The 11,723-nt window shown below is 70.8% G+C and carries 11 protein-coding genes; 3 read left to right on the top strand and 8 right to left on the bottom strand.

Features of this window, described 5'->3' with window-relative positions; genetic code table 11:
• Positions 1-42 precede the first annotated feature (42 nt).
• Positions 43-333, top strand: a complete 291-nt coding sequence (locus ACIN94_RS18685; RefSeq protein WP_400707384.1) for a hypothetical protein — start codon at positions 43-45, stop codon at positions 331-333.
• Here the strand turns inward: ACIN94_RS18685 and ACIN94_RS18690 are convergent.
• Genes ACIN94_RS18690 through ACIN94_RS18700 form a run of 3 tightly spaced genes read right to left on the bottom strand, consistent with a single transcriptional unit; the run spans position 330 to position 5,642 of the window.
• On the bottom strand, positions 330-3,713 hold the full coding sequence (locus ACIN94_RS18690) for a BTAD domain-containing putative transcriptional regulator (protein WP_400707386.1): 3,384 nt from the start codon (positions 3,711-3,713) through the stop codon (positions 330-332). The genes ACIN94_RS18685 and ACIN94_RS18690 overlap by 4 nt on opposite strands.
• Positions 3,714-3,754: 41 nt before the next feature.
• Complete coding sequence (locus tag ACIN94_RS18695; protein ID WP_400707388.1) at positions 3,755-4,816, bottom strand: YbhN family protein; 1,062 nt, start codon at positions 4,814-4,816, stop codon at positions 3,755-3,757.
• 34 nt (positions 4,817-4,850) lie between these two features.
• Positions 4,851-5,642 (bottom strand): PIG-L family deacetylase, encoded by a 792-nt coding sequence (locus tag ACIN94_RS18700; RefSeq protein ID WP_400707391.1) that lies wholly within the window; start codon positions 5,640-5,642, stop codon positions 4,851-4,853.
• 103 nt (positions 5,643-5,745) lie between these two features.
• Here ACIN94_RS18700 and ACIN94_RS18705 point away from each other — a divergent pair, with 103 nt between their 5' ends.
• Positions 5,746-6,855: a glycosyltransferase family 4 protein gene (locus ACIN94_RS18705; protein ID WP_400707394.1), complete on the top strand. Its 1,110-nt coding sequence runs from the start codon at positions 5,746-5,748 to the stop codon at positions 6,853-6,855.
• Positions 6,856-7,032: 177 nt separating this feature from the next.
• Here the strand turns inward: ACIN94_RS18705 and ACIN94_RS18710 are convergent, their stop codons facing one another.
• On the bottom strand, positions 7,033-7,419 hold the full coding sequence (locus tag ACIN94_RS18710; RefSeq protein WP_400707397.1) for a hypothetical protein: 387 nt from the start codon (positions 7,417-7,419) through the stop codon (positions 7,033-7,035).
• 134 nt (positions 7,420-7,553) lie between these two features.
• Here ACIN94_RS18710 and ACIN94_RS18715 point away from each other — a divergent pair, with 134 nt between their 5' ends.
• Positions 7,554-8,921: an APC family permease gene (locus tag ACIN94_RS18715; RefSeq protein WP_400707400.1), complete on the top strand. Its 1,368-nt coding sequence runs from the start codon at positions 7,554-7,556 to the stop codon at positions 8,919-8,921.
• A 12-nt stretch (positions 8,922-8,933) separates the two neighbouring features.
• On the opposite strand, the gene ACIN94_RS18720 is transcribed toward ACIN94_RS18715, so the two are convergent.
• The 4 genes from ACIN94_RS18720 to ACIN94_RS18735 all read right to left on the bottom strand — a co-directional run bounded on the left by ACIN94_RS18720 (position 8,934) and on the right by ACIN94_RS18735 (position 11,553).
• The gene (locus tag ACIN94_RS18720; protein ID WP_400707403.1) at positions 8,934-10,166 is read right to left on the bottom strand and encodes a hypothetical protein; all 1,233 of its coding nucleotides are present in this window, start codon (positions 10,164-10,166) and stop codon (positions 8,934-8,936) included.
• A gap of 170 nt (positions 10,167-10,336) precedes the next feature.
• Positions 10,337-10,759: a type II toxin-antitoxin system VapC family toxin gene (locus tag ACIN94_RS18725; RefSeq protein ID WP_400707406.1), complete on the bottom strand. Its 423-nt coding sequence runs from the start codon at positions 10,757-10,759 to the stop codon at positions 10,337-10,339.
• Positions 10,759-11,010 carry a type II toxin-antitoxin system Phd/YefM family antitoxin gene (locus ACIN94_RS18730; protein WP_400707409.1) on the bottom strand — a complete coding sequence of 84 codons (252 nt, stop codon included), beginning with the start codon at positions 11,008-11,010 and terminating at the stop codon, positions 10,759-10,761. Before ACIN94_RS18730 ends, ACIN94_RS18725 begins: the two co-directional genes overlap by 1 nt.
• Before the next feature lie 258 nt (positions 11,011-11,268).
• Positions 11,269-11,553 carry a hypothetical protein gene (locus ACIN94_RS18735; RefSeq protein ID WP_400707412.1) on the bottom strand — a complete coding sequence of 95 codons (285 nt, stop codon included), beginning with the start codon at positions 11,551-11,553 and terminating at the stop codon, positions 11,269-11,271.
• Positions 11,554-11,723 lie beyond the last annotated feature (170 nt).

The following is an 11,723-nucleotide window of genomic DNA, read 5'->3' on the forward strand; positions in this document are numbered from 1 at the left end:
ACCGCGGCATATACCTGGAGGCAACGAGGAAAGGTGTCTGGCATGAGTCCGCGGAGCAGTGTGGCGCCGGTGGTGGCGAGTGGAGCCGCGAGCGTCGTGAAGCTGCTGGTGGCCACCCTTGCCTTCACCGGTGCCTACGTGGGGGCGGAGGTGTCCCACAGCGTCTCCGTCCAGGGGCGGCCGGAGGTGACCGCGCAGACCACCCGGACGCAGACGGTCAGCCTGTTGTCGAAGTCGACGACGATCACCACGGTGGACGCGCCGGCCACCCCGGTTGGTACCGTGCCGGGTTGTCCGTCTCCGGCGATGCCCGGCTGCGCAGTGCCTCGTTAGCTGCCGAGTGAGCGCTGCGCCGCCTCCACCCAGCGGGCCACGCCGACCCGCTGGGCCACCGAGAGGGCCTTCTCGTAATGGGGCTTCACCGCGTCGGTGAAGCCCAGCCGGAGCGCCAGATCACCGAGGGTGAGCGCGACCGGCCACAGCGCCACCACGCCGGTGCCCGCCCCCGCGATCCGCTCGGCGAACGGCTTCAGCGTGTCGTAGGCCTCGACCATCCGCTCCCGGTCGTCCAGCAGCATGCCCGCCAGGGCCCGCCAGATCATCGCCAGCTCGTAGAGGAAGTCGGGGCGGACCGGGGTCTTCACCGCGATGACCGCCCGCGCGTCGCGCGTGTGCCCGGCTGAGGCCAGAGCCACCGCGTAGGCGTCGAGGGTCCACTTGGCTCCGCGCTGGTGGGCCTCGGCGAGGGGCTCCACCATGTCGGCGGCCCGGCCGTTGACCAGGTGCAGGCAGAACGTCGTGATCAGCGGCAGGTCCTGGCGGCCCTCCAGCATGCCGGCCCGGGCCGTCAGCCGGGCGGCGTCGCGGTAGGCGCCCTCCGCGCCGGTGAAGTCACCGGTGATCATCAGGCGCTGTCCGGCGTACCAGGCCACGACGGCGGCCGGTGCGGGCAGGCCGTACTGCCGGGCAAGCCGTTCGGCGGCGGCCACGTGCGCGTCGGCGTCGGCGAACGCGCCCGAGGCGGCGGCGCACTCCATCAGCACGAGGTGGGCCAGCGCCTGGACCGAGACCTGGCCGGTCCTCTTGCCGACCTCCAGCAGCTCCCGGCCGATGACCTCGCGCTCGCCGACCGGGGTGATCCCGTAGGACTGGCGCAGCCGGCCGCTCAGCGCGGTCGCCAGCAGTGCCGGGTCACCGCTCTGCCGGGCCAGCTCCTCGGCCTCCAGCGAGGCCTGCTCGCCGCGGGGGGTGGCCGAGCCCTCCAGCTCCAGCGCGAGCGTGGCCAGCAGGCTCGCGCGCAGCGACTGTTCGGCGGTGGGCAGTTCGACCAGCGCCTGCTCGGCGACGTCGACGATCTCCCACGCGGTGCGGGTGAAGTCGCGGGCCATGCCCTTGTGCGGCACGGCCAGCGAGGCCGCCACCCGGGCGGTGAGCTCCAGGTTGCCCAGCGGCAGGGCCGCGTCCATCGCCTCGCGCCGCCGCCTGCGGGCCGCAGCCATGTCACCGCAGAGAGCCAGCGCCTTGATCAGGTTCAGGGTCAGCAGCAGGCGTTCTCTGGTGCTGTCGGGGGTGTGGGTGATGCCGGACCGGTCGAAGGCGGCGATGGCCTGCTCCCATAACGAGGCCGCCTCGCGGTGGGCGAAACGGCGCTCGGCCTGCTCGGCGGCCAGCCCGGCGTAGTGAACCGCCTTGATGGCCGTCTCGGCGGTGCCGGCCGCGTCGTAGTGGTGGGCGAGCGCGGCCACATCGCCGGGATTACGGCGCTCGATCACCGCGGCCACCGCGGCGTGCAGCCGGGAACGGCGTAGCCGGGAGGCGTCGGAGTAAAGGGTGTCGCGGACCAGGTCGTGGTCGAAGCGGAGCAGGCCGGGGCCCGGCTCGGTGACCAGCCCGGCGAGCAGTGCCGCCTCCACCGCGTCGACCACGGCGTCCTCGTCACCCGTCACATCCACCAGCACGTCCACGTCGACGTCGCGGCCGATCACCGCGGCCTGCAGCAGGATCTGCTGGGCGGCCGAGGGCAGCCGGGAGATCCGCCGCCGCAGCACGTCGCGGACGCCGGAAGGCACCCCGGAGATCACCTCGGCGGCCGTCGCGCGGTCGCTCACGGCCTCGGCGTCGAGCAGGCGCACGGTCTCCCTGATGAAGAAGGGGTTGCCGCCGGTCCGCTCGACGATGCTGTTGACCGCCTCCTCGTCCACCTCGCGCACGCAGGTCGCCCTGACCAGCTCGGCCACCGCCTTGGGGTCGAGACCGGTCAGGCCCACCCGGACCGGTCCGAGCCGGGCCAGCGCGGCCAGTACGTCGGCCTGCTGGTCGCTCAGTTCGCTGTCACGGCAGGTCACCACCAGCAGCACCCGGCTGGTGGCGAGCAGGCTCGGCAGCGCGCGCAGCAGCGCGAGGGTCTGGTCGTCGGCCCAGTGCAGATCCTCCAGAGTCAGCAGGATCGGGGTGTCCTTGGCGACGGCCGCCAGATAGCCGCCCACCGCCCGGTGCAGCCGGAATCCGCCGGAGGCCTGGTCGTCGCCGGGTGCTGGGGCCGCGTCGTCCAGCAGCGGGGCGAGCAGCTGGGCGTACTCCCCGGGGCCGGCCGCGTCCATCAGGGTGCGCAGGATCTCCACCCATGCCCAGCCGGGAGGGGTGGCGCTGCTGTCGGGGCAGGCGCCGGAGGCGGTGCCCCAGCCGTCGTCGGAGAGCCGCCTGGTGAGCTGGCGGACCAGCATGGTCTTGCCCGCGCCCGCGTCGCCGCCGATCACCGCGACCGTGAAGCGGCCGGTCCGGGCCGCGGCCGTGGTCAGCCGGTTCAGCTCGGCGTCCCGGCCGACGAACGGCTCGGGCTCCAGCGGCGGCAGCTCCACCGGCGCCGCCGTGGGCCGGGGCGGCCAGGTGTCGGTGGCGACCGGGGGGCGCTGGCGGCCGGTCGGCGGGGTGGCGAGCTGCAGTCCCGGGTCCTGGGCCAGGATGTTGGACTCCAGTTTGCGCAGCGCCGGACCCGGGTCGATGCCCAGCTCCTCGGCGAGGATCGTGCGGGCCTTGCGCAGCGCGGCCAGCGCGTCGCCCTGTCGCCCGCACCGGTAGAGGCCAAGGGCCAGCAGCCGCCAGCCCTCCTCGCGGAGCGGGTGCTCGGTGGTCAGCGCCTCCAGGTCGGGCACCGCCTCGGCCGGCATGCCCAGGCGCAGGCCGCTGTCGGCATGCCGCTCACGGGCCACCAGGCGCAGCTCGGCCAGCCGGTTGACCTCGGCCTCGGCCCACGGCTGGTCGGCGAAGTCGGAGTAGGGGATGCCGCGCCACAGCCCCAGGGCCTTCTCCAGGCGGATCCGCGCGGAGGAGGGGTCGTCGGCTTCCAGGTGCTCTCCGGCCGTGCGGACCAGCACCTCGAAGCGGAGGGCGTCGACCTGCTCGGGGGCGATCCGCAGGGCGTAGCCGGAGGCGACCGTCACCAGCAGCCGGTTGGGACCCCCGCGCGGACGGCCGGGTTCGAGAACCCGGCGCAGGCGGGAGATGTAGACCTGCAGGCCTGACTGCGCGCCCTTGGCGGAGTCGTCGTCCCACAGGTCGTAGAGGAGGGAATCGACGGGCACCACCTGCCCGCGCGCCACCAGCAGCCGGGCGAGGACGGCACGCTGCCGCAGCCCGCCTAGGTCGAGTTCGTCCTTACCGGAATGCGCCTCGACCGGACCGAGAACCCGGAACGCCACCATGTCAGCCGCCACGCTATGCGGGCCTCCGAATCACGCACAAGATATTTCCCAATCTAGCGGCTGACGGACTCCTTCGCGGGGGCCGGAGCGGCGCTCTCACGCCGGCGCAGAAACGCCCACGCACCGAGCGCCAGACCGCCGAAGGGGATTTCGACAGTGTAGGTCCAGAAGCCGAAAAGCAGCGCAGCGGCGGTCGCGGAATCGAGTGGCGCGCCGAAGAAGACCAGTGCGCCGACGGTCCCGGCCTCCATGATCCCCGCCCCGCTCGGAGTCACCAGAGCGCTGGTCAACACCCTGGACAGGGCGAACACGGCGATCGACTGCGCCAGCCCCGGGTAGGCGCCGGTCGCCTCCAGGCAGCAGACCAGGATCAGCCACTGCAGCACGAGAAAGAAGATCATGCCCAGGGTCAGTCCCAGCCAGCGGTGCCGTACGACCTCGGAGGTGTCGGCGCGCAGCTTCTCCAGCGATCCGGAGAGGGCGTGCTCGGCGGGGCGGATACGGCGGGGGAGCATCCGCGCGGCGGCGTCGAGGGCGCGGCCGAGCGCGGCGGCGGCGCGGTCCCAGTAGAGCGCGGCCGCCACCACGGCGACCAGGGCCAGGATCGACAGCGAGCCGGCCCAGCCCGCGTTGGTCACCGCGGGGCTGAGCCGCTCCCCGCTGACCAGCAGGGCCACGATGCCCACGGCGGGCAGGACGAACCGGAACAGGGTATTCCAGATGCCGCTGGCGAGCGTGGAGACCACCACGGCCCGGAGCTGGAAGCCCCAGCCCTTGGTCATCGCGATCGTCATCGCCACCCCGGCCGCGCCGCCGAACGGCAGCAGGTTGCTCACCGCGCTGCCGCCCGCGTTCAGCGTCAGCGCCTGCGCGTTGGTGAGGCCGGGCAGGGAGGCGGTCAGCACGAACGTGTAGGCCAGCAGGCTCGCCAGCCAGACGACGGTCATCAGCGCGACCATCTGCCAGCTCAGCCCGGAGAACTGGGCGCCGATCTGCGTCCAGGAGACGTGCTGGCCGGTCATCGCCTCCACGACCTGCGGCAGGAAGCGCACGAGCGTGGCGGCCAGCGCCAGCGACGAGATCGACAGCCCGATCTGAACCCACTTGTTCTTCATGTAACCCCCTCTGCCAAGTGTGCTGGTCTGTCGCTCATCCTCGAGGAGGAACTTCGAAGGGGTGCCTCAACCTCGTGCCGGGTGGCAGGCCGCGCCGGATGTACCACTCGGTGCCGAAGACGAGGCGGTAGAGGGGGTGCGGAACCTTGAGCATCACGCCCAGCGTGCGGGTGTCCGCGCCGGTGGCCTGGGAGGCGTGGGCGGCCATGCTCGCCCGCTTCTGGCGGGCGAAACGCCGTACGCCGACCCGGTGGGTGATCACCTCGCCGGGGGAGTAGGCCTGCTCGAAGGCGCGGATGTCCAGCCGGGGGTAGAACCTGCGGACCAGCCGGAGCCCCTTGAGCAGGGGGTCGCGGTTGACCGTGGCCTCAAGCACGATCGGGGTGCCGGCGATCTCGGCGGCCCGGGTGCCGACCCGATGCACCTGGACGTGGTCGGGGTGCCCGTAGCCCCCGGCGGGGTCGTAGGTCGTCAGCAGGTCGGCGCTCTCCTCGGTGAGGATCGCGGCGAGCCGCCGGGCGGCCTCCTCGATGTCGGCGTCGACGAACGCGTTGTCCGGCCGGTCATCCGGGATCCCGCCGCCGGGTGCCAGCCCGGAGTCGCCGTAGCCGAGATTGACCACCCGGGCGCAGCCGAGCGCCGCCGCCGACCGGTGGAGCTCGGCGAGGCGCGCGGCACCCAGCGCCTCGCCGGGTCCGAGGTCGGCCTGGCCGCGCTCTCCGGAGGTCGCCACGACGAGGACCACCCGGTGTCCCTCGGCGGCGAGCATCGCCATGGTGCCCGAGGTCAGCAGGGCCTCGTCATCGGGATGGGCATGGAAGAACACGGCTGTCCTGGCGGTGTCGATCGCGGCTCACTCCATCCGTGTCGTCGGGGGTGCGCCCTCGCGGGCACGCAGGCATGATCTCATGCGGGGCTACGCTGGCACGGTGAGGATCCTCCACGTCAGTGACTGTTACCTGCCACGTCTCGGCGGGATCGAGGTGCAGGTCGGCGACCTGGTCCGGATGCAGAGGGAGACGGGTCACGAGGTCGAGGTGGCCACCGCGACCCCCGGAGAACCTCTCCCCGGTATTTACCGTATTGTCGCGAATCTCCCCTTCGATCTGCCTGTCCATCCGTTCGGGACGGGGCACCTGCTGCGGTTGATGAGGGCACGGCGCCCGGACGTGGTGCATGTGCACACGGGTGCGGTCTCGCCGTTCGCGTGGATGGGCGTCCGCGCCGCCGTACGGATGGGACTGCCCGTGGTCGTGACCGTGCACAGCATGTGGGATCCGGTCACCCGGGAGGTCTACCGGGCACTGCGGCTGCTGTTCGAGTGGAACCGCTGGGGGCTGGTGGGCACCGCGGTGAGCGAGGCCGCGGCCCTGCCGATCCGCGCGGTGGCCGGCCGCCGGGTGCCGGTGCACGTGGTCTCCAACGGCCTCGACGTCTCCGGCTGGCGTTCCTCAGCCCGGATACGGCCCGTGCCCGTCGACGAGGCCGTTCACATCGTCGCCGTGGGACGGCTGGCACCCCGCAAGCAGCCCGTCCGGCTGCTCCGGCTGCTGAAGGAGGCCCGCGCCCAGGTGCCGCAGGAGACGCCGATGCGGGTCACCATCGTCGGGGACGGCCCGGCGCGTCCGCAGATGGAGCGCTACCTGCGGGCCAACGGGATGGGCGGCTGGGTCTCGCTGCCCGGCCGCTACAGCCGCGACCAGATCCGTGAGCTGCTCGCCTCCGCGGACGTGTTCGTCGCCCCGGCGCCCCGGGAGTCCTTCGGCCTGGCGGCACTGGAGGCAAGGGCGGCGGGCATCCCGGTGGTCGCGCGGGCCCAGAGCGGGGTGGCCGACTTCGTCCGCCCGGGGAAGGAGGGGCTGCTCGGGCGGAGTTTCGAGGACCTGGTCGCGGCGGTGGCCAGGCTGGTCCACAACCGCGAGCTGCGCGAGTCGATCGCGGCGCACAACCGGGGTACCGAGCCCGTCCGCAGTTCCTGGCCGATGGTGCTGGAGGGTTTCGAGCAGTGCTACGAGCAGGCCCGCACGGGCAGGATCTGACGGGGCCGTCGCGCCCCTGCCGCGCGGCGCGGGTGTGAGGGCGCGGAGCCCCTGCCGTGCGGGGGCAGAGGCTCTCGGAAGATGGTCGGCACGGCCGTTGCTCCGCACTGCCCCCCCGCAGGCGGAGCGACGGCCGTGCCGGGAAGTGCCTCCTCTCCCCAGGAGGCACGGGCTCGGCTAGGAACAGGCGGTGCCGAACTTGGTGGTGGCATCCGTGATCTTTTCGCCCAGGTCCGTGGCGGCCGCGGCGGCCGCGGCCGGGTCGTTGGCGTCGAGATCGAAGGTTTCGAACGTGGAGGCCAGGCCGTTGAGCGCGGAGGCGAGGTCACCGTCGGCCTTGGCGGCCAGGGCCTTCAGGTCCTTGGCGAACTTCTGGTTCTCCTCGTTGAACTTTTCCGGTGCGCTGATGTTGGCGACCATGGACGAGGCGTAGCCCCTCATGAGCTGACTCGCCTCGGCGCAGAGCGCGGTGCTGCTCGACCCGCCGCACGCGGCGGTCGTCGAGAGAAGAGCCACCCCCGCAACGGCGACGGCGATCCGGCGGGAGAAGGGGGTGCTAAGCATTTCTGCCTTTCCTTGCATTTCGTGACAGATGGAACTGTAGGCACCCATCCTTGCGGATCACTTTCACCACGCTTACAGAAATGGACTTTTGTCACTCAGTGTGATTCCTGTTCAACGACGGGTAAGAGAGGTGCATGGCTGAGGCGATCGTTGGTTCTGGTGCTGCCCAGCACTCGCTCAAACGGGTGATCGGGCGCAGGTTCCTGCTGCTGTTCGTGATAGGCGACATCCTCGGTGCGGGTATCTGCGCCCTGGTCGGGAAGGTGGCCGGATATGCCGGCGGAGCCCTGTGGGTGCCGTTCCTCGTCGCCTTCGTGCTGGCCACCCTGACCGCGTCCGCCTACGTCGAGCTTGTCGGGAAATATCCGCATGCCGCCGGAGCAGCGTTTTATGTGAATAAAGCGTTTAACATCCCTTTTGTAGCCTTTATTGTGGCCTTTGCAGTGTTGATGAGCGGGATCACTTCGGCGAGCGCCGCCCGGGCGTTCGGCGGCGATTATCTGGGCGAGTCCGTCACGCTGCCGGTGGTCGTCGGCGCGTCCGTCTTCCTCGGCGTCGTGGCGCTGGTGAACTTCGCCGGGATCTCCGAGTCCATCAAGGTCAACGTCGTCCTGACGGTCATCGAGGCGTTCGGCCTGCTGGTCGTCATCGCGATCGGGATCTACGCGCTGCTGTCCGGCAGCGGCGGTCCCGCCGGGGCCCTTCCGTTCCACCCGGCCAACGGCGCTTTCCTCGGCGTCCTCGGCGGCACCGCCCTCGCCTTCTACGCGTTGCCCGGCTCCGAGGACTCGGTCAACCCGGCCGAGGAGTCCAGGGACCGGCGGCGTGACCACCCCCGTGCGCTCTTCGGCGGGCTGGTCGCGGCCGTGGCGATCTACACGGCGGTCGCGTTCACCGCGACCATGCTGGTGGACACCGAGACGCTGAGGAGTCCGACCGGTCCACTGCCGGAGGTCGTCAGGGTCGCGGGTCTCGCCTTCCAGCCCAAGTCGTTCGCGCTGATCGCGCTGTTCGCGGCGGGCAACATCGCACTGATCAACATGCTCATGGCCTCGCGCCTGGTGTACGGCATGGCGCGCGAGGGGATCGTGCCGAAGGTCTTCGCGGCGGTCCATCCCACGAGGTCGTCCCCGTGGGTCGCCATCGTGTTCACCGTGGGCATCGCCGCGGTTCTGGTCGCCACCGGCGACGTGAGCAACCTGGCCGACACGACGGTGTTCCTGCTGCTGTGCGTGTTCGCCACGGTCAACGTGGCCGTGCTGGTCCTCCGCAAGGACCGCGTGGACCACGGCCACTACCGGGCGCCGAGCTGGATGCCCCTGCTGGGCGCCGCGGTCTGCGTTGTTCTGGCGCTGCCCGTCACGGGTCGCGGGGGCGACGTCTACCTCCGCGCGGGCGTGCTGGTCGCCGTGGGCGGGATTCTCTGGTCCGTCAACCGGCTGTTCCTGAGGGGACAGGGCGAGCGTTCCGAGGAGGTCTCGGAGCTGAGGGTGGCGCCCTGAGAGGGGGCGCGGTCAGCGCCGCAGGAGGAAGTCGTCCTCGTCGTCCCCTCCGCCGACCGCCCCCACCGCCCACAGCGTGGTGGTGCCGGGGACCCGGGCGACGCCGGTGCGGTTGACGCGGTCGCTGTCCTCGTACAGCTGGTCCTCCCGGTGGGCCCGGAACAGCGGGCCGTACTCACGCGACCACCTTGCGCCGTCGAAATGCAGGAAGAGCACCTGCCCCGCGTGGCCGGCGTCGATCCCGCTGACCCACAGATCGCCCGGCCCGAAGGCGGTGACGCCGTGCAGGGTCCCAAGGCGGACCGGCACCTCTGTCCGGCTCCAGTCCGACCCGTCCCAGTGCAGGACCAGCGGCCGGCTCTCGCGGCGGCCGGGATCAGTGGTGACCTCCCCGACCGCCCACACGTCGGACGGTGAGATCTGCCAGACCCGGTTGAGCCTCCCCCCGGGGATCTCCCGGATCTCGGCGATCACCCACGAGCCGTCGGCGGTGCCGTGGCAGATCAGCGGCGCGTTCCCCTCGCCCGACCCGACCGCCCAGATGTGCCCGTCCTTGGCGGTGATCGCCGTGAAGGCGCCGTAGGCGCTCAACGCGTTGCGGAACTCCCGGCCGTTCCACTCCAGGACGACCGCCTTCGACGGGCCGTTGCCGGCGAACCACACCGTGCCACCGGCCACCGCGACGTCCACCAGCCGGTAGTCCTCTGCCACTCCGAAGGGCCTATGCGGTGTCCAGCGCCGCCCGTCCCAGTGCGCGGCGAGTGCGTTCTGACCGTTGCCCACCACCCACACGTCGTCCGGGGCGCCCGCGCTGACCCCCTCCAGGTGGTAGGCGTCGTCCCCCACCGGCGGCGCCTCGCGCCAGCGGCTCCCATCCCACCGGAGGACGGCGGACATACCCTCCCGGTCCTCGGCGCTGTTCTTGTAGCCGACGGCCCAGGCGTCGCGGGGACCGGTCGCCGCCACGTCGAGCAGCGCGGAACTCCCCGGCAGGCCGGAGGCGCCCGCGACGGCGGCCCACGCGGCCGAGGCGGGAGCGGCCTCGGTGGACACGTCACTCGGCGCCGGGCTCTGCGACACCATACGGTCCGGCACCGGGTTCTGCGACCCCGTAAGGCCCGGCGCCGGGTTCTGCGACGCCGCGGGACTCGCCGTGGGGGTGGGTGTCGCCGTACGGCCCGCGCCGCACGCGGCCACGAGAGACATCCCGACGAGCGCGACCGCCGCCAGACGCGGGCTTCCCATCCCAGCCATCCCCTCAGTGTGCCCGCCCGTGACCCTCCCGGGGAGGGGCCCAACCTCACAGGTCTGGCCGGGGTGTTCTCTTCCGTCGCCGAGTGTCGGTGTCCGGCCACCCCGCAACTGGACGTAACCTCGCACGGCGCCGCAGGAAGTGGTTATGTCCGGTGGTGGAATCAGGTCACGACGTCGAACGGATTGACGACGGAGACTCCTGTGCCGACGAAATCCTTGACGTTCCGGCTGACCAGGGTCCAGCCGTTCACCCTGGCCGTCGCGGCGATCAGGCCGTCCGCCGTCGGGAGAGAGCGTATGGCGTTCAGCCGCCCCCACTCCTCGGCGACCTCCGCGGTGATGGGGACGATGCGGTCACCGAACTGCCGGTGAAGAGCGTGGAGCCAGAGTTCCAGGGCCGTTGCCTGCGCGGGATCCCGCCGTCTGCGGAGTTCGATTCCACAGCGGATCTCGCCGACCGTCAGGCTGCTGAGATAGAGAGTGGGTCCGTGGGCCGCACTGATCCAGTCCTTGACCTGAGAGCTCCCGTTCCGTTTACGCACTTCAGAGACCACATTCGTATCGAGCAGATAGCCGGCGCCCATCAGTCGAAATCCACCTCTCGAGGAAGGTCCGGGTTCCGGGGGAACTCGATGTCGTCGTCCCAGTCCGGATCGGCGAGAAGGAACCGCCTGAAGTCGGGGAGGTCGCCTTTGAGGCGGCGGTACTCGGTGATGTCGATGACGACGGCAACCTCTTCCCCGTGCCGGGTGACCACTTGAGGGCCTTCGCTCACCGCACGCCGTACGACCTCGCTGAAGCGTTGTTTCGCCTCCTGGACCTGCCATCCGCTCATGAGCCGCCTCCTGTCTAGTCTGTCTAGACTCAGAGTAGCTCCGTCTAAAGATCGTTTACGGTGCTTACCTCCGTGATTCCGCCGGCGGTCTCCCGCCCGGCTGTCAGAAGGGCAGTGGCCTGCCGGACGGACTCCGCAGGTCGAGCGGCGCAGGCTCACGCGGTGGACGCGGACGCTGGACGACCAGGATCCTTTTCACGGTCCCGCTCCTTTCTAGGCTTGATCACGGGTGTTACCCATGTGAAGCCCAAGAATCACCTATCTGCGTATCACATGAAGCACACTAGCCACACGTTCCGCAGCTGTGGCGACATCTTCGGCATGTCCGATGCGTCCGGCCCATGAAAGCCAGAACCACCATTCGCCGTCGGCTTCGTGGGCGGCGAGGACGTCCTCTGTCATGGCGGGGACCATCGGGTTGATCACATGGAGGCGCGGGAACAGCCCCGCGGACGCTTTCAGGCGCACCTGGAAGGAGTGCGCCTCCAGTTGGGCGGCTAGCCGTCGCAGATGATCGGCGGCCTCGCCGTGGTCTGCCGTCATCCGATCACTCCTGGCGGACGATGGTGGCTTCTTCTCTGCAGAGTGCAGGTTTCGCGGCAGCTCAGGCAATCCGCTTTCCTCTAGAGAGGTATGGGATCAGTGGAATAGACCGGAAAGTAATCGATGTTCCGTGGAAAACCTGCGGATAAAGGGAATGCAATGCACGGGCA

The organism is Streptosporangium sp. NPDC087985, from assembly GCF_044741965.1.
Classification (GTDB): domain Bacteria; phylum Actinomycetota; class Actinomycetes; order Streptosporangiales; family Streptosporangiaceae; genus Streptosporangium.

What these genes read in the sequence shown, in the direction of transcription:
- ACIN94_RS18685 (WP_400707384.1), top strand. Translation starts at nt 43, where the DNA reads ATGAGTCCGCGGAGCAGTGTGGCGCCGGTGGTGGCGAGTGGAGCCGCG.
- ACIN94_RS18695 (WP_400707388.1), bottom strand. Translation starts at nt 4,816, where the DNA reads ATGAAGAACAAGTGGGTTCAGATCGGGCTGTCGATCTCGTCGCTGGCG.
- ACIN94_RS18710 (WP_400707397.1), bottom strand. Translation starts at nt 7,419, where the DNA reads ATGCTTAGCACCCCCTTCTCCCGCCGGATCGCCGTCGCCGTTGCGGGG.
- ACIN94_RS18715 (WP_400707400.1), top strand. Translation starts at nt 7,554, where the DNA reads ATGGCTGAGGCGATCGTTGGTTCTGGTGCTGCCCAGCACTCGCTCAAA.
- ACIN94_RS18720 (WP_400707403.1), bottom strand. Translation starts at nt 10,166, where the DNA reads ATGGGAAGCCCGCGTCTGGCGGCGGTCGCGCTCGTCGGGATGTCTCTC.
- ACIN94_RS18725 (WP_400707406.1), bottom strand. Translation starts at nt 10,759, where the DNA reads ATGGGCGCCGGCTATCTGCTCGATACGAATGTGGTCTCTGAAGTGCGT.
- ACIN94_RS18730 (WP_400707409.1), bottom strand. Translation starts at nt 11,010, where the DNA reads ATGAGCGGATGGCAGGTCCAGGAGGCGAAACAACGCTTCAGCGAGGTC.
- ACIN94_RS18735 (WP_400707412.1), bottom strand. Translation starts at nt 11,553, where the DNA reads ATGACGGCAGACCACGGCGAGGCCGCCGATCATCTGCGACGGCTAGCC.